Consider the following 22,664-nt stretch of genomic DNA (forward strand, 5'->3'; position numbering starts at 1 on the left):
CACACCGAATGGTCTCATTCACCTTGAAAAATTCCGGACCCAGGAATGGGAAAATCAGCGGCTCACTCCAGCTCCAGCAGCGCATCCAGGTTCCCCAGCGCCGACCTCGCCAGCGTCAGATCCACTGTTTGATAGCCGCGAGTCGTCACTACGGAAGCGTGCCCAAGGATCGACTGGATGATCTTCGCGTCGACACCAGCTTCCAGCAGTAGCGTTGCCGTCGTCCCCCGCATCGCGTGAACGTCCACCACATCCTTGATGCCCGCGCGTTCCTGCGCCGCCTTCCATCCCTTCCGATCCAGCACATCCGAAATCGGCATTCCCGGCAACTCCTTCAGCCTCGGCCGCGGCAGTGTCCACACCAGATTCCACGGGTTCGGTTCCCACGTCTCGCGGTACACCTTGAGGATCGCGGCCAGCGGCACAGGCAGCGGGGTAACTCGCTGCGACTTCGATGTCTTCGGGTCCGTCAACGCGGCACCCCGCCACAGCGGCGTGTGTTTGAAACCGGGCTGCACGTCGAAACGCTTCGGGTCGTCCGGGTCGGCTTCCTTCTTCAGCGGCAACCATTCCAACTGCCACGCCAGATCTAGCGACCCTTCCTCGAAATCCACCCGATCCCACTGCAAACCGAGCAGCTCACCTTGCCGGCCGCCGAGCATGAGTCCCGCCGCCCAACGGGTCACCAAGGGGTCCTTGGCCTCCATCGCCGCCAGCAACACCGACCGAGCCTGAGTCGCCGTGAGCGCTCCATGCGACTCGGACAACACCTGCGGCTTCGTCACCTTCTCTGCCACATTGCGATGCGCTTTCCCTTCCTCTCTGGCGGCTGCCAGCGCCGCTGACAAGACGTTGTGCGCCTCCTCGACGCTCCGCGTCGTGTACGGAACGTCTTCCCCGCCGCGCTTGTACGTCCGCCCCAGGATGTGCTTGTGCATGTACCGGACGTGCTTCGGCTCCAACTGCGCCAGCTTCAGATGCCCGATAGCGGGGATGATGCGTGTCCTGATCGCGGACCTGTAGGACCGCCATGCATGTGGGCGCATCCTGAACTTCGCGATATGGTCGATCCAGTACTCGAGCCACACCGCGATGGTCATCTGCTGATCTAGCTGTGTGAGTCCCTGCGACAGCTCACCTTTGAGCTTGTCCAACTTCTTGATTAGCTCCGCCCGGTCCGCCGAGTACACGGGTTTCGACCGCCGCCGTTGCCCATCCGATCCTGCCTCCAATTCGAGCCGCCCCACCCACATTCCATCGGATTCACGTCGGTACACCGATCCTTCGCCGGACTCGCGACGCGGTTTCGGCTTTTTCTTGTCGAATTCCTTAATGGTGCGTTTCACCGCCGCGACGCGTTTTGTCAGATCGGCTTTCGTGGCCGCTTCGATGACGACGGTCTCGACCCATACGCCGTTGCGTAACTCCACTGGTGGCAGCCCCTTCAACTGTGGCCGGACACTGTAGCCAAGGTGGCACAGTTGCCCACTGTTGTACACGTTGAGGCTATGTCTACCAGTCACATTCGTGCAGGTAAACCAGAATCGATGTCCGCCTCACACGCGGAAGGTCGCTGGTTCGATCCCAGCTGGGACCACCACTCGGCGAAGCTGCAGGCCAGAGGGCCTGCAGCTTCGCTGCATTTGAGTATCAACCCGAACCGGGTCGACTTTCGACGGTGCGTAGCCCCAACCGCGGTCCGTTCGAAAGTCATCGGAAGATCGACTGGCCGTGCTGATCCGAGGCGGGCGGAACGGCGTCCGCAATTGCATCGAATATCGGCGGTGTCGTGATCTTGGGGTGGCAGGCAACCGTGCTGATGGGAATCAGCCCTACGGTCGGGTAGTTCCCTGAAAGCGCGCCGCACTGTGTGGCGTCGGCTAGGGCCTCAGAACGATTTTGCCATGGGTGTGTCTGCGTTCGAGTTCGGTGTAGGCCTGACGAACCTGGGTCAGCGGGTAGGCGTTCGCGATCGGGACTTCGAGGTGCCCGTCGGCGATCAGGCCGGCCAGTTCGGCGAGGACCTGGGCGCCCGGCCTGCCGTTGGGTCCGGGTTCGGTTTTGACCCCGTGCTTTGCGGCTGCTGGGAAATCGATGAGGGTGTCGATCCGCTCGATTGCGACGCCGAGAGCGAGGGCCAGTTCGACGTACCCGTCGCCGTAGGTGTCGATGAAGGCGTGGATGCCGCCCGGTGCGGCCGCGGTGATCCGGTCCGTGACACCGTCACCGTATGCGACGGGGATCACGCCGTGGCCTCGCAGCCACTCGTGGTTGCGCTCGCTCGCCAGGCCGATGACCGTGGCTCCGGCGCGGCGGGCGAGCTGGACGGCGAGTGAGCCGACTCCTCCGGCGGCTCCGGAGACGACGATGGTCTCGCCCTTCTCGAGCTGTACGGAATGCACTGCCCCCCATGCGGTCACGCCGGCAATGTAGAGGCCGCCCGCCACCTCCCATGTGACGTTCTCCGGTTTGGGGGTGAGGTTGTCGACGTCAACGAGGACCAGTTCGGCCTGGGAGGAGCGCTTCTCGGAGAATCCGATCACCTCGTCGCCGGGCGCGAATCGGTCGGCTCCGGCACCGATCTCGACGACGACTCCGGCGAGGTCGCTGCCCTGCCCGGAGGGAAAGGTCGAGGGAAAGATGTCCGTCATCGCGCCGGTGCGTAGAGCCGCCTCGCCGGGGTTGATGCCTGCCGCTTTCACCTGCACGAGGACCTGCCGGTCCCCTGGCACGGGGCGGTCGACCTCCTCGATCCGCAGGACGTCGATTCCGCCGAATTCGTCGTACCTGACTGCCTTTGTCATTGTCTTGCTGCTCCTTCGGCGCGCGATGCGCCGCTGACTTCGAGAACGGGAATGGTTCGGACCGGTGCGCCTGTCACCAAGGCACTACTCCGGCGTCGTCGAAGAATCCGCCGGTCGGGCCGTCGTCGGGCAGGGTCGCGAGGCGAATCGCGATCGCCGCCCCCTGTTGTGGTGTGCGGTCGCCGCTGAAACCGGTGAAGTCGGTGGCGGTCAAACCGGGACAGCCCGAGTTGATCAGGATGTTGGTATCACCCAGTTCCTTGACGTACTGGATGGTGACGGCGTTGAGGAAGGTCTTCGACGCCAAATAGGCAGCAGGAACTGGGCCCATGTCGATGCCGGGTGTGGTTTGCAGGGCGAGCGAACCGACACTGCTGGATATGTTGACGATTCGCGGTGAAGCCGAAGCGTGCAGCATGGGCAGCATCGCGTTGGTCACCCGAATGACCCCGATCACGTTGGTTTCCACTATAGTTCGCACGGTCGCGGGATCGACCGTGGTGGGTGTCTGCGGCAAATTGCCGGTGATGCCGTTGATCGCGGCATTGTTGACAAGGACGTCGAGCCCTCCGGCATGATCGGCGATCAGCTTGGCCGCGGTGGCGACGCTCGCGTCGTCGGTCACGTCGAGCGGCACGCCGAACGCATCGATTCCGGCCGCGTGCAACTTCTCCACCGCAGTCTCGCGGCGTTGCCGATCGCGCGCGCCCACACCGATTCGCCAGCCGAGGGCGCCCAGGCCCGCCGCGATCTCGTATCCGATTCCTTTGTTCGCGCCGGTCACCAGCGCGATTGTCTGCTCACTCATGCCGTCGATCTTGATTCGGCCGCAGGTGGGGCGTCCAAGACCGATCGGGTGGTCGACGATACCGCACGGGTATCGGTCGTGGTGGGCGCCGGATACGATGCCACGGTGGAGACCAGGGAGTTGCGATACTTCGTCGCCGTCGCCGAAGAATTGCACTTCGGGCGGGCGGCACAACGGCTCACGATGGCGCAACCACCGCTGTCGCGGGCGATCCAGCGGTTGGAACGACGGCTCGGAGTCGTTCTGCTGCACCGCAATCCCCGCGCGATCACGTTGACCCAAGCCGGGTCGGTGCTGCTGCGCCAGGCCCGCCTCGCCCTCGAAGCGGTCGAAGCCGCCGAGCACCGCACCCGCCGCGCCGCTGCCGACAAGCCCGGAATGGTGCTGGCCACCAAGGCCGGAGCATCGGGCGAACTGTTGTTGAAACTGCTCGACGCCTACGCCGCCGAACCGGGCGCTGTCGCAGTCGAGGTGGTGGTGTGCGGGCCAGGCGAAACGGAAAACCTGCTACGCAACGGGCGTGCCGACGTTGCTCTGCTCCTGAAGCCGTACGACACGACGGCCGGATTCGACACCGAGGACCTGCACACCGAAGGGCAGGTCGTGGTCCTGCCCGCCGGGCACCCCCTCGCCAACCGGACCCACATGTCGATGGCCGAGGTCAACGCCCTGACAGACCTGCCCCTACCGCGCTGGCCTCGACCTGATGGAAGTTATCCGGACGGCCCGGGCCCGCAGGTTCGCGACCACACCCAGTTGACCCAGCTGATCAGGCTCGGACGGGCCTGCGCGGTCATGCCCGAGTCGCTCCGAGCTCAATTACGTGACGATCACGCCATCGTGCCGGTACCGGACGCACCGGCCGTCACAACCGTCATCGCCTGGCCACCACACAGCAGATCCAAAGCCATCGCCGACCTCGTCCGTACCGCAAATACGCTTCTAGCCGATAACATCCGGAAATGTCCGCCTATCGAGCGTTTCTCGGGCAATGAGTGAGCGACTGTCAGTTGCCCCCGCGCTCCACGGCGATTCGTATCGAACGATGGACCACAGCCGGTGGACGAGTCGGGCAGTGACGGATCTGCGCCGAATGTTCCGCAGAACAGTGCCCTCGCCGGCCGCATCAGATGAATCCGCAGGTCAATCCCTTGATGGCGTGCTGCGTGTACCGACTGGCTTGATCCGCAATTGCGATCCGTAGGCCGTGGGGTGGTTCGGGTTGATCATGGTTGGGACCACAAGGAAACGGCTGGTCATCGCAGGTTTTGCGGTGACCAGCCGTTTTTCGTGCAATATACGTGCAATAACACCGGTCGCGTTTGGGTATTAGGTCGGCGATGGTGCCGGTTCACCGCACAGGACGCATGGCGATGTCGAAGTCTTGCGATGGCAATGCGGATCTGGCCGCCGAACCGATAGGCCTTGAGTTGGCCGGTTGCGATCATGCGTCTGACAGTGTCTCTGTGATCGTTGCCGTCGTCTTGTCGGATTCGATCGACAGCCCGTGGGCGTTGGCGCTGGTCGTGCTGCCGTGGCTGGTCACGGGCATCGATCACGCCGTGCAGGCGGCGCATCGACACGCCTGGTGCCCGCGCGTGCGACCTGGCCCGCACCGCCGAACAGGAGTACGAGGCGGTGATCCTGACCCCGTTGGGTGACGCCGCGCGGGCGCGGGGGATCGACCTCGCGGCCGTGGTCGGCTCCGCGCCGCCGAATACCGCGTTGATGCGGATGATGGCGGCGATGGCCCGCACCCATCAGGGGATGCGTGGGCTGCCGGGGCGGTTGCTGGTCCCGGCCCGGCACCTGTCCGGGCTGGGGATACCGGAAATGGCCGTCCGGCATCTGATCTCGGCCACAGCGCCGGCCGTCGAGATCGTCGACCTGCGCCCACCGCCGCTCCGGATGCCCGCGTCACGCACGCTCGATATAGAGTTGCATCGGGTGCGGCCCGCCACCGAGCATTCCGACTGTCTGGTCAACATCTCGGTCCTCGACGAGGATGTCATGGCCGCCGGAGTGAAATTCCGATTCGAACGCGGCGGCCTGGCCCTCCTCGTGCCGCGCGTGCTGGAGTTGCTGCGCGCCGCGATCACACCCCCACCCCGGCACACTCCGCGAACCACCAGCGCGGACGCGGCGCGTCTGCAAATCCTGTGCCCCGCCGGGGCAGCGCTCACGATCCTGCTCTGGGACCCCCACGCCCCGCACGCCGAGATCCCCGCCACGCTCCAGCACACCGCCGACGGCCTCGCGGGGGTGACGGTGGAACGGGCGCGCAGCGAGATCGGCGGCATCGGGACCCGCATCGTCGTCCCCCTCGACAGCGGCGAAACCCTGGAAACCACAATGGAATCCACCACACCCAGAAAGGAATGACATGAATGTTGCCGACCGCCGCCCAGATCCTCGGGGTGTGCCGCAGGGACACCACCGACGAGGCCGACCGACCCCATGACCGCCGCCTTGGCCCGATTCCATACCGAACAGACACGCATCTATCGGGCATTGATGCCTCTCACCGGTAGGACACCGTCGACCTGCCCGCCTACCAATACGATGACGCCCTCGCCCGGCTCGGCACCGCGACCAGGGCCTCGATCGATGCCGTCCTCGCCCTCGATCGGATCATCTCGGCCGAGGTCCCCGCCGGAACGGATCCCCTCGGGGTCCGGCCCCGGATCGAGCGACTCGTCCACCTCGAGGCGTATGCCCGAGTCGGGATCACGGACGAGGACGTGGAGGTCACCGACGGGCTGGCCGACCGCCTCGACCTGGCCGCGGACGCCTACGACCGATACCGCCTCGCCCTCCACGACCCGCAGGCCGTCGCGGCACCGCCGCGCGCCTGACCATGAGCGGCATCCGGCGAAAATGGCTGGGACACAACACGATCCGATCGACGCTTCGACGAGGACGCAGCCCTGGCGTTCAGGTGATGCGGAAGCGGTTGCGGTACTCGGCCGCCGTAGTGCCCAGTCGGCGGCGGAAGGCGCGAGTCAGGGTGTCGATGGTGTTGAAGCCGCAGGCGGCGGCTATCCGGTCCAAGGTGTCGTCGGTGGTTTCGAGGCGGTGCCGGGCCACCTCGACGCGGGCCGATTCGAGATAGGTCGCCGGCGTCGTTCCCAACTCCTGCTTGAAGATTCGGGTCAGCTGGCGCTCGCTGACGCAAACCTGGGCGGCGAGGTCGGCGACAGTGAGGGGGCGTGCGAGGTTGCGGGTGATGTAGTGACGTATCTCCTCGACCCGGCGGGTGGGCGAGACGACGTCCAGGCGGACGCTGAATTGACTCTGCCCACTGGGCCTTTTGAGATACACCACCAGCTCACGGGCCACGCGCAGCGCGACCTCCTCACCGAAATCGTCGGCGAGCAGGGCCAGGGACAGGTCGAGGCAGGCGCTCAAACCCGCACCCGTCCAGACGTTTTCGTCGCGGATGAAGATCGGGTCGGCGTCCACGCGGATCGCCGGGTATTCGGCGGCGAGTTGGGCGGCGGTGGACCAGTGCGTGGTGGCGCGCTTGCCGTCCAGCAGACCTGCCGCAGCGAGTATGTGCGCTCCCACGCACACCGACGCCACCCGGCCGGCACCCGAAGCCAATACGCGAACCCAGTGCACCACAGCCGGATCCGCGACGGCACGGATCTCCGTCCCATCGCCGGACTCCACTGCGCCGGGAACGATGAGGGTATCGATTGCGTGAGTGGACAATTCGTCGAAGGTGAGATCCGGAAGCATTCGCACCCCCGCGGAGGTCGTCACCGGATCCATGGTCGGCGCGGCCAGCACGACGCGATAGCCACTCGGCCCGTCCATCACGCGCTCCGCCAGCGAGAACACTTCCGCAGGTCCGGTCACATCCAGCAGGTCGACACGATCGAACAGCACGACGGCGATCAACCTGTCCATAGCCCCTCACTGCGATGTCCGAATCTGCAGATTACATGACATTGCCGACACGATTCGGTGGCAATACCGTCGAAATCGGCCACCATGAGGTGGCGCCGATCCACCGGAAGGCATATCGATGAGCACCACTCTGCGCGAGATCAACGGACTCGGTCGGACCCCGGCGACGCTCGCCGAGGCGACCCTGATCCTGATCGACTACCAGAACACCTACACACGCGGCGTGATGGAGCTGACCGGATGGGAGCGCGCGCTCGAGGCCGCCGCCGACCTGCTGCGCCGAGCGCGCGAAGCCGGAACGACGGTGATCCATGTCGTACACGACGACGGCCCAGGGTCGCTGTACGACACGGCCGCCGACATCGGGCAGATCCACCCGAAGGTCGCACCGATCGCCGGCGAATCGGTCGTCGTCAAGCACGCACCCGGAGCGTTCATCGGCACCGACCTCGGCGAAAAGGTGGACACTGCAGGCAATTCCGAGATCGTCCTCGCCGGCTTCATGACTCACATGTGCGTCACCTTCACGGCCGAGGGTGCCTTCCTGCGGGGCAATGCCCCGACCGTCGTCGCGGACGCTTGCGCCACCCGGCCCCTGCGTTCCCCGGTCGCCGCCGTCACCGCCGAACAACTTCACCACGCCGCGCTCGCCCAGATCGGCGACATCTACGGCGTCGTCGTCGCCTCGGCGGCAGATCTGAAGTAAGCGACTGCACGACTCCGCGACTTTTATCGGCGCCGGGTCTGTCGATGTATCTGGACAGACCCGGTCCTCGTACCTCCTCGATCACCTCGCCGCGTTGCCGGGGGCCGGGTGGCGGTGGCGGGCGTCGCTGCGGCGAGTGCGCTCGTGCTGGGGGCCGTGGCCCGGTCGGCCCGCGGTCGGGGCCACCCGCAACTCGGTATAGCCGCCCTCCGACATTCCCGCCAGCGTCGCGCGGCCAATCCCTGCCGTTTCCAGCACCACCAGCAGATCCGCGCGGAATCCCAATACGTGAACGGCACATCGGGATCCGACTCCGTCGTGCCATGCCCACGAGCATCCCGGCACAACACCCGAAAGCCCTGCCCGATCAGGTGTTCCGCTTGGGGAGCGAACATCGCCGAATCCAGGAAGAACCCATGCGCGAACACGACCGGCCAGCTCGATTGTCCTCGAAGCGTGCGGGGAATCCCACGCCCACCGCGCCGCGAACTCCTCCGACTACCTGCTCACCGGACGCCTGCGCTGCCCACGCTGCGGCCACGCCATGCTCGGGCACCCGCGTGATCAAATCTGTCACCCGATCGTGCAGCAGTCCCGGGCGTTTGGGTGTTCTGTCAGCGATGGCGGCGGTTCACTGCGCAGGACGCATGGCGATGTCGAAGTCCTCGATTGGGCTGCGGATCTGGCCGCCGAACCGATATGCCTCGAGTTGGTCGGTCGCGAACCTCACGCCCCCCCACATCCCGCGCCCTCGGGTCCGAATCGGATGCGGTCACCGTATGAGCAACGGCGGGGTGGATGTCGCGTCGGGTTTTGAATTCCGCACCGGCGGAATCGATTACCGAGGCGGGCGATCGCTCGGCTCGGGTGTGCACTCGGTAGTTGAACCTTTCACTCGTCATCTCGAATGTGCCGCCGGCGCAACGGGGTCGGTTCGCGCGTGCGCTCGGTGGCGGGTTCCGCGCGATCGGAACCAACGGGCAGACCTGCCCGGATACTGTCCGAGATGCTTTGCGAGGGTTGGATATTGGCCGTGCCGACCTGAATTGTGCTGCCCCTTGAACTATTGGCAGGCATAGTTGGAGCGCGGAGATGCGGTAGTCCGTCACTAGTCTGACCGTCATGCCCAAGAGCTTCTACGACCTGGTGTTCTCGGCGGTGTCAGGCAGTGCGGGAAAGGATGCCCACTACATCAGAGGCACTCTCGACGAGGTGCGGTCCGATCTGGAGAGCGAACTGTCGCAGAAAGGCTTCAATCTGTATCTGCTGTGCTGGTTCGGCTCGGATCTTCGAGTCAATGTCTATGAGCAGGGCAGCCTGGTGCAGACGATCGACCTGCACCCTTTCGTCAAGGTATCGATCGACGGCTATCCGGATCTCATCTTTCAAGCCTCGGAATTCCCGGATCATCCCGATATCGCCTCCGAGGAGTGGCTCCGGCTGGGCGACCGGGTGCTCTCCGGCGAACTCGACGACGCCATCGTGGTCACCGTCGATTGGGACCGGATCGAAGTCCCGCCACTGGTCGGTGAGATCGCGACGAAATACGACTTCGTGAAGATAGTCGATCCGTACGGTGACCACGAGGATCTCGACGAGGATGTCGACGTCGACAGCGACGAATACCTCGAGGATCCCTGCTGCGTCCCTTATGGATTCACCGACCTCGAGCAGTAGGAGGCGCTGGACAGTCGCTGCCCGAGCTACGACGCGCCCGAGTTCGACCCGCCGAACCACTGTTCGGTGCCGTATCCCTCGATCCGCTCCACCTCTTCGAATCCGAGTTTCGCCACCGGCCGCATCGCCCGGTCGGTGGCGCTGTGCGTGCGAAGCGCCAACGGTTCGCCGGGGAGTGCGTCGACGAACCAATCCAGTGCCGCCGCGCATGTCTCGGCGGCATACCTGTATCCCCATGCCGCCGGCGGAAACAGGTAGCCGAGAGCGGCTTAGTCGATCCGTCACCGGTGCGGTGGGGACGTCGGCTCGCTGGAGTAGCGACGTGGCCGGGCGTCATCCGCTCGCGCTGTGAAACTGCAGGTTTGCGCCGGCGAAGGCGGTGAAGAATGGTCCTCGCCTGCGTATTCGGGTCAGGCGAGGGCGAGGAACAGTTTTTCGAGTTCGGCTTCGGTCATTGGTTCGGAGCCGTCGGCGGGGTCGCCGGTGAGGCATTCGCGCAGGCCGGTGGCGACGATTTTGAAGCCGGCGCGGTCCAGGGCTTTGGAGACGGCGGCGAGTTGGGTGACGACGTCCTTGCAGTCGCGGCCCTGTTCGATCATGGAGATGACGCCCGCGAGTTGGCCGTGGGCGCGGCGCAGCCGGTTCAGCACTTGGGCGATGGTCTCTTCGTTGCCGATCATGGCGAGCGTCCTTTCGTCGAAATACCTCAGTTCATGATACCCGTGGGGGTATTTCCGAGCTCGGTGTGAGCCGTGCCGGGGGCGAGCTTGTCGGTTGTGGGCGAAGCTGATCGACGGCAACGCCTTGCGCAGCCGGGCGGGCGACCGCCAGGCGCCGTTGCCGGTCGATCGCAGCAGTACCGGCAGCAGTGCCAGACGCACCGCGAACGCGTCCTCTCGGCGCGCCGCCGAATGTGTCCGGCCGCGTGGGCGTGTGGCTGGGGCGCTGTCGGAGAGTCGCTCATCACTTTCCCTTTCATACCCCCATGGGTATATTGGGCAGAAGATACCCCCAGGGGTATACAAGTCGGAAGAGTGGCATCCGGCGCAGCTGCTGCCGCGGCCCGTCTGAGAGGTGTGAGATGAAAGTTCTGATCATCGGTGGTGTGGCCGGTGGCATGTCGGCCGCGACCCGCATGCGGCGGCTGAGCGAGTCCGCGCAGATCGTCGTGCTCGAACGCGGCGCGCACGTGTCCTTCGCGAACTGCGGTCTTCCGTACTACGTCGGCGGCGTGATCCCGAAGCGGGAGTCGCTGCTGTTGCAGACGCCCGAGTCGCTCGCGGCGCGATTCCGCCTCGATGTGCGGGTGCGCCACGAAGCGACGGCCGTGGACCCGGTCGGCCGGACCGTCACCGTGCGCGAACTGGATTCGGGCCGCGAATATGTCGAGTCCTTCGACGAATTGGTGCTGAGCACAGGCGCTTCCGCTGTCGTTGCGCGCCTGCCCGGAGTTGAACGTGCGCTGGTGCTGCGGGATGTCACCGACGTGGACCGCGTGGTCGAGGCGGTCGGTAATGCCCGGTCGGCGGTCGTGATCGGTGCGGGGTTCATCGGTGTGGAGATGGCGGAGAATCTTGTGCGGCGCGGGATCTCGACCACGGTGATCGAGCGTGGCCCGCAGGTGCTGGGGCCGTTGGATGTCGAGATGGCGGCCCCGGTCGCGGCCGAGATGCGCACCCACGGTATTCGGCTCGAACTGGGTGCCGAGGTGTCGACCATCGAGGCCGACACCGTGACGCTGTCCGACGGCAGTGTGGTTCCCGCCGATCTGGTGATCATGTCGATCGGCGTGCGCCCGGAAAGTGGGCTCGCCCGCGAGGCCGGACTGGAAATCGGTTCCGGCGCAGGAGTGGTCGTCGACGATCGGCTGCGCACCTCGATGCCGCACATCTACGCCGTCGGTGATGTGGTGGAGAAGCGGGACTCGGTCAGCGGCCAATCGGGGTTGATCCCGTTGGCCAACTCCGCGAATCGCCAGGGACGGCTGGTCGCGGACGTCATCGCCGGACTGCCTGCGATCGACCCGCCCGCTCTGGGGACGGCGATCGTTGGTGTGTTCGGTCTCACCGCGGCGATGACCGGATGGAGCGAGAAGCGGCTGCGCGCCGCGAAACGCCCCTTCCGCGTTATCCATTCGCACCCGCTCGCCCACGCGGGCTACTACCCGGACGCGGCCGCGATGTCGCTGAAACTACTTGTCGATCCCGACACCGACCAGATTCTGGGCGCGCAGGCGGTGGGCGCGGACGGCGTCGACAAGCGCATCGACGTGCTGGCCACCGCGATGGCAGGGGGCATCGCGGCCTCGCGGCTGATGGACCTGGAACTGGCCTACGCGCCGCAGTTCGGATCGGCCAAGGACGCGATCAACATGCTCGGCTACATGGCCGACAACCTGCGCATCGGCGCGCTGCGCACCATCCAGTGGCACGAACTCGACGAGGCGATCAGCACGGGCTCGCACGCTGTCGATGTGCGCACGCCGGAAGAATTCGCCGCCGGGTCGATCCCCGGTGCACGCAACATCCCGCTGGACGAGCTTCGCGCTCGTGTCGAGGAGATCCCGGCCGGTCCGATCCTCGTCCTCTGCCAGGTCGGTCAGCGCGGCAACAGCGCCACCCGATTGCTGAACCAGCTCGGCCGCGAGGCGGTCAACCTCGACGGCGGGTATCGAACCTGGCGCGCTGCGGGCGCGGACCGGATCTGCCGCTGAGCGGTACACGAAATAACCTGAGAAGGAAGGAAACACGAGGAATGTGCCACCGAATCACCTGCCGCCGATGCGGGAAGCCCGGCTACTCCGGATGCGGTAGCCACGTTGAGCAGGTGCTCGGCGATGTGCCGAAGGCCCAGCGATGCACCTGTGCTGAGCAGCCGCAACCACGCAGGCGCCGGCTTTTCGGCCGTTGACATCGATCCGAGGAACTCAGGTGTCGTCAGCCGCGACACCGACCGGCTTTCGACGCCGAAGCGATTCTCGTCGAGCGACGGACCGAAGGCCGGTGAACGCGCGGGACAGGTGATGAATAGGCGCCGCGTTGGTCGCGTCGCACCAACGGCGGCGGCGCCGAACCGCCCCAGACTCGAATGAAGGGTCGATATCGCAGGTGCGGTACCGACCCTTCAGCCCTGGAACATCACGGTGAGAGACGTGGGGACCGGAATCAGGGCGTCGAGGTTGGGGTCAGTGGACCCGGCGCGCGGTGAAGGCGCCGTTGTGCAGGTGACCGGCTGCACCGTCGGGGCCGAGGGTGAAGGCGATATCCCAGGTGTGGTTGCCGGTGACGGCGTCGTCGGCGGGCAGGAATCGGTGTGCGGCGATCGGCAGCAGTTCGGTGCGGGCGGCCGCGCCGCCGACCTGCTCCATGTCGAAGAACAGCACACCGTTGTCCATGCTGATCGTGTACTCCACACCGTGGGCGTGGTATCGGCCGGTGTAGACGGACGGATCGAATTCGAGTTCGGGATCGGGAGTCGGGCGGGACGGTTTGGCGACACCGAGCCAGTCGCGGAAGATCACGTCGAAGATCGCGTCGGCGAACGGATACCCCCGCGACGGTGTGTTGACGACCGTGGCCACCGCGATGTCGTGCGCGGGCATCCAGAGCAGGCAGGAGGATCCGTTGGGGGTGGTGCCGCTGTGGCCGAAAACCTCGACACCGTCCCATATTTTGCGGTAGGGGCCGACGCACCAGGAGTCGGCGAACACCCTGGCGGGCACGTCCACCTGCACCGTCTGCATGATGTCGACGGCCTGCTCCGAGAGCACCTGCGTCCCGTCGGCGGCCTTGCCGCGGCGGACGAGGAGTTGGCCGAAGCGGGCCAGGTCGCGTGCGGTGGTGGCCAGTGACGAACCGGCCGGGCCACAGCCGCGGGCGAAGCACCACGGGCGGACCACGCCGGTCGCGCCGGGCAGGTGGCCCACCGCGGTCGGGTGGTAGGGCAGGTCCGCGAACAGGCTGACCGACTCGACGAGCCCGGCCGGGCGCAGCAGCCGCTCGCGCAGCGCCACATCCCAGTTGTCTCCGGTGATCGTCTCGATCAGGCGGCCGGATACGTTGGTGGAGGCGTTGCTGTACCCGTACGCCGTGCCGGGTGCGAAGGCCGGCGGGATCTCGGCGAGCAGGTCGAGGTAGCGGCCGATGCAGTCGTCGTCGTTGCCGGTGTCGGTGTACGGCCCGTTGTCCAGGCCGCTGGTCATCGCCATCAGGTGGCGCGGGGTGATTTCCCGCCAGCGTTCCCCTGCGGCCAGGCGCACGCCGGGCAGGTAGTGGGTGACAGGGGTGTCGAGGTCCACCAGGCCCGCGTCGACCAGTTGCAGGACAAGGGTGGCGGTGTAGACCTTGGTGGTCGAGCCGATCTGGAACACCGTGTTGTCGGTGACCGGAGTCCCGAGTTCGGCGTTCGCGATGCCGGAAACAGCCTGCAGCACCGTGTCGCCGCTCGCGATCGCGACCTGGGCGCCGGTGACGGAGAGCCGTTCGCGCGTGTCGTCGCAGAGTCGCCGCAGCGCGTCGGCGGAGAAGGTGGGCATGTGTCGTACTCCTTTGTGGTTCAGCCGCCGAGCGCTTCGAGCAGCTCGGGTGTGATCGGGACATCGGCGAGCCGGTAGCCCGCCGGGGGCCGTCGGCCCATGAGGTGCCGCACCAGGTGGTCCCAGCGGCGGCGGGTGACGTAGTTCTCGCGGCCGAGGAAGCTGTGCTCGACGCCGGGGACGATCAAAAGGTCGAAGTCCCTGTTGGCCTCGATCAACGCGTCGACCAGGCGCATCGTCAGGTGCGGGGTGACGTTGTCGTCCAGCTCGCCGTGGATCAGCAGGAGCTTGCCGTCGATCCGGTCGGCGAGGCCGATATTGGCGGTGCGCTCGTAGATCTCGGGATCCGGTGGGCCATCGTAGGTTTCGGCCCACAGCGCGTGGTAGCAGCGGTTGTCGTGGTTGCCCGCTTCGGCCACGCCGACCTTGTAGAACTCGGGGTACAGGCCCATCGCCCGGACTGTTGTGAATCCGCCGCCGGACACTCCGAAGATGCCGACACGGTCCAGGTCCAGCCACGGGCGGGTTTCGGCCAGTTGACGCAGTGCCGCGACGTGGTCGTCCAGCGCGCCCGCGCTGCCCAGATTCCGGTAGGAGTAGTCGTGGAAAGCCTTGTCCCGGCCCGGAGTTCCGCGACCGTCGATGGCCAGCACCGCGAATCCGAGTCCGGCGGCGGCTTCGGCTCGGATTCCGTAGAAATCCTGTGTGAAGCAGGGCTCGACGCGATGCTTCTGCGGTCCGGGGTAGGGGTGATCGAGCACCGGATAGCGTTGTGTCTCGTCGAAGCCGTACGGCTTGTACAGCAGGCCGAAGACCGGCGTCACGCCGTCGGCCGCGAGGGTCCGGATCCGCTCCGGCGGCGTCCACCCGGCGGCGAGCAGCGGTCCGATATCGGCCCGCTCCAGCTCCACCAGCACCGCGCCATCCTGTCCACGCACCGTCGTCACCGGCGGTGTGTCCACAATGGACTCCGAGTCGACGAACCACCGGCCGTGCTCGGGTGTGGTGATCACGTGGTCCAGGTCGTCGCCGGTGAGCCGGGTCAGCGCGCCGCCGTCCAGATCCACCCGCACCAGCGACCGACGGTATGGATCGTCGGCCACCAAGCCGGAGACAACGAGATACGCGACCCGCTCGGACTCGTCCACGTGCGCGATGTCCTGCACGGCGAACGAACCTTTGGTGAGCTGCTCGACCAGTTCGCCGTCCTCGTAGCGGTACAGGTGCCCCCAGCCGTCGCGCTGCGAGTACCACAGGACCTCTCGTCCGCCGGTCAGCACGTGCACGATCGGCCGGTGTGCGATCTCCTGAGTGGCCTCGACGCGCGTGTCGCCGTGCTCCTCGAGCACTGTGCGCACCGCGCCGGTCGTGGCGTCGAGGGCATGCAGTCGCAGGGTGCGCAGGTCGCGCGGTTGATCCAGGTAGTACGCCGTCCGGCCGTCACGAGCCCACCACGCCTTGCCGAGGACGATGGGGCTGTACAGCGCGAGCAGGAACGGTTCGGCATCGGCTGCGGTGGCTGTCCGCTCGGCGATATCGAGCACGAACCACTCGCCGCGCGGAAGGTTCTCGCCGGGAATCGCGTAGCGGTAAGCGTGCAACCGGGGCCTGCTCCCGTCCGACGGTCCGGCCTCGACCAGAGGCATCCAGGCCAGCTCGCTCTGGTCGACGCGGTGGGTGAGGATGCGCGTTGAATCCGGCGACCACACCAGCACCGGCGGCGCCTCCGACAGTCCGAGCTTGCCCAGCACGACCCGGTTGCTCGCCGCGTCCGGGTTGGCGGCATAACTCCGGTCCGCGGTGCCGTCGGTGGTGAGCGCGAATTCCGCACCGGTTTCGACCGAGCGCACCCACACGTCGTGTGCTCGACGGAACGCCACCCACTTCTTGTCCGGTGAGGCCACTTCGAGCGGCGAAGGACTGCGGTGCTGCTGGTCCTGCGTGCAGGTGTCGGTATCGGGTCGGTACATCCAGTGCGCTCCGAACGCGTCGAAAGCCACTGCGTCGTCGACGAATTCGATCTCCCGCAATGGCAAGGCGTACGGCTCGACCGGCTGTGTGCTCGCCGCGGCCAGCGCCGCGGCCAGCCGCTCGTGGTCGAACGCGGGTACTCGGGTGCGGGCCGCGACGTCAACCAGCACGAATTCCCCGCCGCGCGCGGTCTCCACGCGATACCAGAACGTATCCGTGTCGCCGATCCAGCGGGGTTTGATCTTCGCGCGCAGGGCCAGCCGGGGCCGGTTGTGCAGTAGCAACCGCTCCGCACGGGCGTAGGCCTCGGCGGGCAGTTCTTCGACGGACATGAGGGTCTCCCTCGTATCTACCAACGGTGAGCCACCGTACAGTACGCCGTACACTATGTTGTTGAATACACTTTGCTGAACATTTCCGAGCGAACGAGACTGGAAGCCGGATGCCGTCGCACAACTCACCGCGCACGCGGGCGCCGCGTGGCACCCTCAACCCCGAGCTCATCGTGGACACGGCGATCGACCTGATCGACCGCGACGGGCTCGCCGCACTGAGCACCCGCAGGCTCGCCGGAGAACTCGCCGTGCGCCCGATGGCGCTCTACACGCACTTCCGCGACAAGGACGCCATCCTGGCCGCGGTGATGACGGAGCTATTGAGCCGGTTCGAATGGCCCGATCCCGACGTCGAGGACGTCGAATGGCTCCGCCAGGTGATGCGTGCCTACTTCCGCCTGTACACCGCGTATCCGGCGCTGCTGCAACTCGATATCCAGTCGACTCAGAAAATCGACGACGTCGAAGCCAAGATCACCGAGCAGCTGTACGGTCGGCTGGCGCGGCTGAACATCGACCACCGCACCGCCATCGGCCTGCTGGCGACACTGATCCGGTTCGTACTCGGCTGCGCGACCGTCTATCCCACCCGGCACGCCTGGGACGAGGACCCGCAGCACTGGGAGCGGGTGCGGCAGGAGTGGGCCCGCCTGCCCGCCGAGGCATACCCCTCCATGCACGCGCTCACCGACGACTTCCCCACCTTCACCCAGTGGGACGTCTTCGAATTCGGCCTGAACGCCATCCTGGCGCCGCTCACCGAACAGGGCTGAAAGCAATTCGCGAGCGCGGCGGAATCGACCATTCGCCGGCTGCGCAAGCTCGTAGTTCGCTTGGCGGTCGGCCTCCGACGCCTAGATTGTTCCGTCTGTCGAGGTGAACACCACGCGGCGGGCGTGTTCCAGGTGTCGCTGCACGAGTTCCTGTGCTCTCGCTCCGTCGCGGGCGGCGATCGCGGCGGCGATCGCTTGGTGTTCGCCGCGCATCAGATCCAATTCGTCGGGATCCCGGTAGTGCTCGCGCTGGTGCAGTTCGCCCGCCAGTTCGGCCTGCTGGCGCACCAGTCGTTCCAATACGAAGTTCTGGGTGGCCGCGGCCACCGCGCAGTGGAAGGCGAGATTGTCCTCCCAGGAGGTCAGGCGGCCCGCCAGCACCGCCAGTGTCTGTGCCTGCTCGGCGGTTCGACGGTCGCAGGCGAGTGCGGCCACCCGCACCTCGATCAGGGTCCGGGCCTCCAGTACATCCGCGATCGAGGCGACCTCCACGGCCGCGCGGGCGCCCAGTCCGTCGTTCCGGGGCTCGGTGGTCTCCCGCAAATAGCGGCCCGATCCCTGCACTGTGCGCAGCAGGCCACGTTCTTCGAGCACACCGAACGCCTGACGCAGCACATTGCGGCTCACCCCGAACAGCTCCGCCAGCTCTCGCTCGGTCGGCAACGCCTGACCGGGCCGTATCCCACGGGCCTCCACCAGTTCCAGCAGGCCGTCCACCACGGCTTCGTACCGCCTCGGCGCATGCGGAACCAGCAATCTCGACGTCTCCCGCGTGGTTGAGACCACTGCGCCCACCTCCGAACATTGGGAATACCAATTTACCGTTCGGTCGAGCATTCTGTCACGTCAACACGTCCTGCTCCATCAACGCTGAGGGATGGCGGACCAATTTGACTCAGATGTGGACTTGTGGGTGACCCATTTGTATATTCGAAGACGCCCGCACCTGCCCGTCCTCGGGGCAAGAAGGAGCACGACACCGCCATGAAGATTCAGTCCGTGGAGGCCGTCCCACTCACCGTGTCGTTCAGGACGGCCTTCCGGTTCGGGACCACTGACCGCACCACTTCACCCAACGTCGTGGTGATCATCCGCAGCGACGACGGTGTGGCCGGATACGGTGAGGCATGCCCGGTGCCCGCGTTCACCGGTGAGACCCAGAAGTCCGTCGTGGAACTCGTCGAGCAGCGCGTCGCCCCGACACTGATCGGCAAGGACCCGGGGAATCGGGTTCGACTGCTGGGCGATCTCGAGCGTGTCGTGAGATCCGCACCGTTCACGGTGGCCGCCGTTGATACCGCCCTGCTGGATCTGCTCGGCCGGGCACTGCAGGTGCCTGTCCACACACTTCTCGGCGGGGCGTGCCGCGACCGCACCGAGGTGCACGGGTCCGTCGGCTGGGACGAGGACCCGGCGAAGATGGTGGAGACCGCGGTTGCGCAGAGCCAGACCTACCGGTGGCTCAAGCTCTACGCAGGCCGGGGCGAGATCGATGCCGACCTGGACAGACTGCGGGCCGTACGCGACGCGGTCGGCCCCGATATCGAACTGTTCGTCGATATCAACGGCATGTGGACACCCAGCGACCTGGTGCGCGCACTTCCACGGGTCGGCGAGATCGGGCTCGCCATGCTGGAACAGCCGCTGCCCCCTGCCGCCGCCGCATTCCAACACCAGCTCGTCGGCGACTTGCGCATCGACATCGCCGCCGACGAAGCCGTGCGCACGGTGTCCGACGCGGCCAGGGTGGCCCGTGAGCGCACCGCCACCGTGATCAACGTCGGGCACGCCAAACTCGGCGGACCCACAGCGGCCTTGCAGGCGGCGCAGATCGCGGCGGGCAGCGGTGTGGGAGTGATGGTCGGCAGCGTCATCGAGATGGGTATCGCCACCGCCATGGGTCTGCAACTAGCCGCCGCTCTTCCCCGACTGGGCTACCCGTCCTACCTGATGGGACCGCTGAAATACCGGCAGCAGATCACCGAGCCGCAGATCGAGGTTCTCGACGGGCACATAGCGGTCCCGCGGGGTCCCGGCCTCGGTGTCACCGTCGATGAGAACGAGCTGCGGCGCCTGGACGCGCGCGCACGCTCGTGAGCAGGCAACAACCCAGAACCACCAGCAGGAGAATCCTCCCGATGAGTTTGCCAACCACCGTCGATGTCATTGTCATCGGTAGCGGAATCACCGGCGCCGCGACTGCCGCCGCGGCCGCGGCGCGCGGAGCTTCGGTCGTCCTGCTCGACAAGGAACAAGGACCCGCGCGGGAAGGATCGGGACGGGCGCAGGGCTCGCTACGAGTCCAGGGCCGCCACCGCGCCGAATTCCCGCTGGCACGGGAGGCGCTCGAGCTGTGGACCGAGGCGGCGGCCGAAAGCGATTTCGAACTGGTCACCGGCGGCAATCTCTACTTCCACACCCGCCATGAGGAGTTGCCCCTCCTGAGCGACCTGGTCATCGAAGCGCACCGAGCCGGACTCACCGAGGTCCGGTTGCTCGACGCGGCCGCGACCCGCCGGATCATCCCGTGCGCCACCGGGCCATTCCTCGGAGCCATGTGGAGTCCCCTCGACGCCCAATGCCGGCCGGACAAGGGCACCGAACACTATGTTCGCCGCGCCGAGCGCGCAGGCGCCCGCATCGCGTACGGCATCAAGGTCACCGAACTCCTCGAGGCAGGCGGCTCGATCACCGGTGTGAACACCACCGATGGGCCGATCCGGGCGGGCGCGGTGGTCGTCGCCGCCGGTGTCTGGACCCCGTACCTCGTCAAGACCGTCGGGCTCGATGTACCGATCATGCCGGTCGTCATGTCAGAGCTGGAAACCGATCCGGTCGAACCCCTGTTCACCCAGACCATCCGCGCGTTCGGATTCGGCGCGCGGCAACGTCCCGGCGGCCAGGTGGTGGTCAGCGCGGGCCTCAACGCGAAGGTCTCCCACGGCGTCTCGCTGGCGGACTTCCACGGACTGCGCTACTGGTTGCCGCGTGCCGTTGCGTTTCGCAAGAACACCAAGCTCCGCCTGGATACCAAGCGCATTCTCGAGCAGATCCGCCACCGCTCCACGTTGGATACGGCCCTGGTGCCTGCGATTTCGCCCGAACCGCCGGTCGACAAGCCCGTCGTGCATACCGCATTGTCCCGGCTATCCACCGTGATCCCGCGACTCCGGAACGCGAAGATCTCCCGCTACTGGGGCGGCGTAGTCGACATGACCCCCGACGGGCTACCGGTCATCGACGGTCACGCTGGACCCAAGGGCCTTGTCGTCATCACCGGCCTGTCCGGCCACGGCTTCACCCTCGGCCCGGTCCTCGGTGAGATCGCCGCCGACCTGTCCCTGGACGGTCATACCGAGCGGTCCATCGAGTCGTTCCGACTCTCGCGCTTCACCGATGCTCCGGTCGGCACCCCCGAAATGATGATCTGACCTCGCGGGGCGCCCTCGCTCTCGCCGGACGCGCCGACCTGAATGCCGACCGCACACAGACAAGGACCGTGACCGATGACCGAGAAGGTCGCGCACGAACTCGCCCAGCTGATCGCGGAATTCTGGGACTGGCGCATCCGTACCCAACCCGACTCCTACGACGATGTCCCACGGGTGGAGCGGCCTGCGGACTGGGTCGCGGACTGGTCGCCCGACGCGATCGCCGACCGCCGACGGCGACTCGGCGAATTCGCCGGCCGCCACAGGGCAATCGACCTGACCGGTGCACCCCTCGCGATTCAGATCGACGGTCGACTCCTGGGGTCCGCGCTGGCCAAGGTCCACTGGGAACTGGAGCTTCTGCGCAACTGGCAGCGCAACGCCTGCTTCTACCTCGACCAGGCCCTGGTGCCCCTGTACACCCTGCTGCTGGCGCCGCCGCCCTTCGAAGAGGGGCGCGCGGCCGCGATCCTTCGCCAGTTGCGGCAAGTCCCCGAGACGCTGCGGCACGCGCGAACCAACTTGACCGAACAGGCCGCCGCGCCGTTCGCCGCCTACGCGGGGCGACTGCTCGCAGATGGCCCCCGCAGTCTGACGCAGGCGCTGGCGGCGCTGGCTCCGCTGCTGCCCGCGCCCTTCGCCGCGGATCTCCCCGGCCTTGCCGAGGCCGCCGCCGGACATCTGGCGGCCTTCCGTGACTGGCTCGGCGGTCGGACATTCACCGGTGCGACAGCAGTCGGCGGCGAAGCCCTTGCTTTCTACCTGCACCGTGTCGCGCTCGTCCCGTACACGCCCGAGCAGATGCGCCAGTATGCGCGCGTCGAGTTCCAGCGCGCCGTACTGACCGAGGCGAGCTGGCGCCGCCGCGCGGCCGGCGGTGCCGCTCCTGTCGCGGATGCCTTCTACATCGACCGACAGCACATCTTGGAGGCCGACGTGCGCCGCTTCTATGCCGAACGCGGTCTGCTGCGGTTGCCGAACACGTTGCGTCGCTACCGTTTCGCCGCCATGCCGCCCTACGTGGCGCCACTGACCTGGCTGGGGGTGCCCCACTACCTCTCCTCGCAGGCACGCCCGGATGAGGACGCACTGCGTTATGTGCGCGCCCCGGAACCTGGCCTGTCCTACTTCCAGCAGGCCAAGATCCTCGACCCGCGCACCGGCATCGTCCACGAAGGGGTTCATGCTCACCAACTGGCCTTGTCCTGGCAGCACCCGAACCCGGCCCGCCGGTACTTCTACGACTCGCTGCCCAACGAAGGCATCGCGTTCTACAACGAAGAGTTGATGCTCTTGTCCGGACTGTTCGACGACACACCCGCCAGTGGCGTCTTCCTCGCCAACTCGATGCGGCTGCGCGCCCTGCGGGTCGATATCGACCTCGGCCTGTCCCTGGGTGAGATCACCCTGGACGACGCCGCCGCTCTGCTGGCCGAGACCGTACCGATGGATCGCGCCACGGCCAGGGAAGAAGCCGCGCTCTTCGCCGCCACCCCCGCCCAGGGCCTCAGCTACCAGATCGGTAAGAGGCAGATTCTGGACCTCCTCGCCACCGCCCACAGTCGGTACGATCATGTGGATCTGCAGGAGTTCCACTACCGGCTCTGGTGCGAAGGCAACGTCCCCTTGGCCCTCCAGCGCTGGGAACTCCTCGGCCTGCGCGATCACCTCGACCAAGCCGACCGCTTGGCCGCGCGGTCCAGTTGACCAGGG

The 22,664-nt window shown here is 66.5% G+C and carries 21 protein-coding genes and 2 pseudogenes; 11 read left to right on the forward strand and 12 right to left on the reverse strand.

The features are described 5' to 3' along the window. Positions 1–62: 62 nt before the first annotated feature. The 3 genes from D5S18_RS25035 to D5S18_RS25050 form a co-directional block, all read right to left on the reverse strand. The gene (locus tag D5S18_RS25035; RefSeq protein WP_147404152.1) at positions 63–1,430 is read right to left on the reverse strand and encodes a tyrosine-type recombinase/integrase; all 1,368 of its coding nucleotides are present in this window, start codon (positions 1,428–1,430) and stop codon (positions 63–65) included. 450 nt (positions 1,431–1,880) lie between these two features. Continuing rightward, positions 1,881–2,804: an NADP-dependent oxidoreductase gene (locus D5S18_RS25045; protein WP_120043549.1), complete on the reverse strand. Its 924-nt coding sequence runs from the start codon at positions 2,802–2,804 to the stop codon at positions 1,881–1,883. Positions 2,805–2,877: 73 nt separating this feature from the next. Further along, entirely contained in the window at positions 2,878–3,612 is a 735-nt protein-coding gene (locus D5S18_RS25050) for an SDR family oxidoreductase (RefSeq protein WP_120043550.1), read from the reverse strand. A gap of 105 nt (positions 3,613–3,717) precedes the next feature. Here D5S18_RS25050 and D5S18_RS36640 point away from each other — a divergent pair. From D5S18_RS36640 to D5S18_RS25060, 3 genes and pseudogenes are all read left to right on the forward strand, one after another. Further along, positions 3,718–3,840, forward strand: a pseudogene (locus D5S18_RS36640) (LysR family transcriptional regulator); the annotation flags it as partial. A 63-nt stretch (positions 3,841–3,903) separates the two neighbouring features. Further along, the gene (locus D5S18_RS25055; protein ID WP_439651171.1) at positions 3,904–4,611 is read left to right on the forward strand and encodes a LysR substrate-binding domain-containing protein; all 708 of its coding nucleotides are present in this window, start codon (positions 3,904–3,906) and stop codon (positions 4,609–4,611) included. Positions 4,612–5,250: 639 nt separating this feature from the next. Beyond that, positions 5,251–5,994, forward strand: coding sequence for a hypothetical protein (locus D5S18_RS25060; protein WP_120043551.1), 744 nt, complete (start codon positions 5,251–5,253; stop codon positions 5,992–5,994). A gap of 119 nt (positions 5,995–6,113) precedes the next feature. On the opposite strand, the gene D5S18_RS25065 is transcribed toward D5S18_RS25060, so the two are convergent. Both D5S18_RS25065 and D5S18_RS25070 read right to left on the reverse strand, forming a co-directional pair. Continuing rightward, positions 6,114–6,314, reverse strand: a complete 201-nt coding sequence (locus D5S18_RS25065) for a hypothetical protein (protein WP_120043552.1) — start codon at positions 6,312–6,314, stop codon at positions 6,114–6,116. Between the two features lie 232 nt (positions 6,315–6,546). Beyond that, on the reverse strand, positions 6,547–7,524 hold the full coding sequence (locus tag D5S18_RS25070; protein WP_120043553.1) for a GlxA family transcriptional regulator: 978 nt from the start codon (positions 7,522–7,524) through the stop codon (positions 6,547–6,549). Between the two features lie 118 nt (positions 7,525–7,642). On the opposite strand from D5S18_RS25070, the gene D5S18_RS25075 reads away from it, so the two are divergent. Continuing rightward, a complete protein-coding gene (locus tag D5S18_RS25075; protein ID WP_120043554.1) occupies positions 7,643–8,230 on the forward strand; it encodes a cysteine hydrolase family protein in 588 nt (195 codons plus the stop codon). Positions 8,231–8,311: 81 nt separating this feature from the next. On the opposite strand, the gene D5S18_RS25080 is transcribed toward D5S18_RS25075, so the two are convergent. Next, positions 8,312–8,515 (reverse strand): hypothetical protein, encoded by a 204-nt coding sequence (locus D5S18_RS25080; protein ID WP_120043555.1) that lies wholly within the window; start codon positions 8,513–8,515, stop codon positions 8,312–8,314. Positions 8,516–8,547: 32 nt separating this feature from the next. Beyond that, positions 8,548–8,625, reverse strand: a pseudogene (locus tag D5S18_RS36455) (hypothetical protein); the annotation flags it as partial. 727 nt (positions 8,626–9,352) lie between these two features. On the opposite strand from D5S18_RS36455, the gene D5S18_RS25090 reads away from it, so the two are divergent. Further along, positions 9,353–9,907 carry a hypothetical protein gene (locus D5S18_RS25090; protein ID WP_120043557.1) on the forward strand — a complete coding sequence of 185 codons (555 nt, stop codon included), beginning with the start codon at positions 9,353–9,355 and terminating at the stop codon, positions 9,905–9,907. A gap of 26 nt (positions 9,908–9,933) precedes the next feature. On the opposite strand, the gene D5S18_RS36280 is transcribed toward D5S18_RS25090, so the two are convergent. Both D5S18_RS36280 and D5S18_RS25100 read right to left on the reverse strand, forming a co-directional pair. Further along, positions 9,934–10,161 (reverse strand): GNAT family protein, encoded by a 228-nt coding sequence (locus D5S18_RS36280; RefSeq protein WP_345789817.1) that lies wholly within the window; start codon positions 10,159–10,161, stop codon positions 9,934–9,936. Positions 10,162–10,317: 156 nt separating this feature from the next. Continuing rightward, complete coding sequence (locus tag D5S18_RS25100; protein WP_120043581.1) at positions 10,318–10,587, reverse strand: metal-sensitive transcriptional regulator; 270 nt, start codon at positions 10,585–10,587, stop codon at positions 10,318–10,320. 401 nt (positions 10,588–10,988) lie between these two features. Here D5S18_RS25100 and D5S18_RS25105 point away from each other — a divergent pair, with 401 nt between their 5' ends. Next, positions 10,989–12,620, forward strand: coding sequence for an FAD-dependent oxidoreductase (locus D5S18_RS25105; protein WP_120043558.1), 1,632 nt, complete (start codon positions 10,989–10,991; stop codon positions 12,618–12,620). Between the two features lie 41 nt (positions 12,621–12,661). Then, entirely contained in the window at positions 12,662–12,817 is a 156-nt protein-coding gene (locus D5S18_RS36730) for a DUF8730 family Cys-rich protein (protein ID WP_500797144.1), read from the forward strand. Between the two features lie 274 nt (positions 12,818–13,091). Here D5S18_RS36730 and D5S18_RS25110 read toward each other — a convergent pair whose 3' ends face one another. Further along, positions 13,092–14,441, reverse strand: coding sequence for a serine hydrolase (locus D5S18_RS25110; RefSeq protein WP_120043559.1), 1,350 nt, complete (start codon positions 14,439–14,441; stop codon positions 13,092–13,094). Between the two features lie 20 nt (positions 14,442–14,461). After that, the gene (locus tag D5S18_RS25115; RefSeq protein ID WP_120043560.1) at positions 14,462–16,744 is read right to left on the reverse strand and encodes a S9 family peptidase; all 2,283 of its coding nucleotides are present in this window, start codon (positions 16,742–16,744) and stop codon (positions 14,462–14,464) included. A gap of 110 nt (positions 16,745–16,854) precedes the next feature. Between D5S18_RS25115 and D5S18_RS25120 the strand changes: the two genes are divergently transcribed. Next, positions 16,855–17,520: a TetR/AcrR family transcriptional regulator gene (locus tag D5S18_RS25120; RefSeq protein ID WP_120043561.1), complete on the forward strand. Its 666-nt coding sequence runs from the start codon at positions 16,855–16,857 to the stop codon at positions 17,518–17,520. 81 nt (positions 17,521–17,601) lie between these two features. Here D5S18_RS25120 and D5S18_RS25125 read toward each other — a convergent pair whose 3' ends face one another. Continuing rightward, entirely contained in the window at positions 17,602–18,306 is a 705-nt protein-coding gene (locus D5S18_RS25125) for a FadR/GntR family transcriptional regulator (protein WP_158607952.1), read from the reverse strand. Between the two features lie 198 nt (positions 18,307–18,504). Between D5S18_RS25125 and D5S18_RS25130 the strand changes: the two genes are divergently transcribed. From D5S18_RS25130 to D5S18_RS25140, 3 genes are all read left to right on the forward strand, one after another. Then, entirely contained in the window at positions 18,505–19,617 is a 1,113-nt protein-coding gene (locus D5S18_RS25130; RefSeq protein ID WP_120043563.1) for a mandelate racemase/muconate lactonizing enzyme family protein, read from the forward strand. 41 nt (positions 19,618–19,658) lie between these two features. Then, positions 19,659–20,951 carry an NAD(P)/FAD-dependent oxidoreductase gene (locus D5S18_RS25135; protein ID WP_120043564.1) on the forward strand — a complete coding sequence of 431 codons (1,293 nt, stop codon included), beginning with the start codon at positions 19,659–19,661 and terminating at the stop codon, positions 20,949–20,951. 75 nt (positions 20,952–21,026) lie between these two features. Beyond that, positions 21,027–22,658 (forward strand): DUF885 family protein, encoded by a 1,632-nt coding sequence (locus D5S18_RS25140; RefSeq protein ID WP_120043565.1) that lies wholly within the window; start codon positions 21,027–21,029, stop codon positions 22,656–22,658. The last annotated feature ends 6 nt before the right edge of the window (positions 22,659–22,664 follow it).

The sequence above is a fragment of the Nocardia panacis genome, assembly GCF_003598715.1.
GTDB classification, from domain to species: domain Bacteria; phylum Actinomycetota; class Actinomycetes; order Mycobacteriales; family Mycobacteriaceae; genus Nocardia; species Nocardia panacis.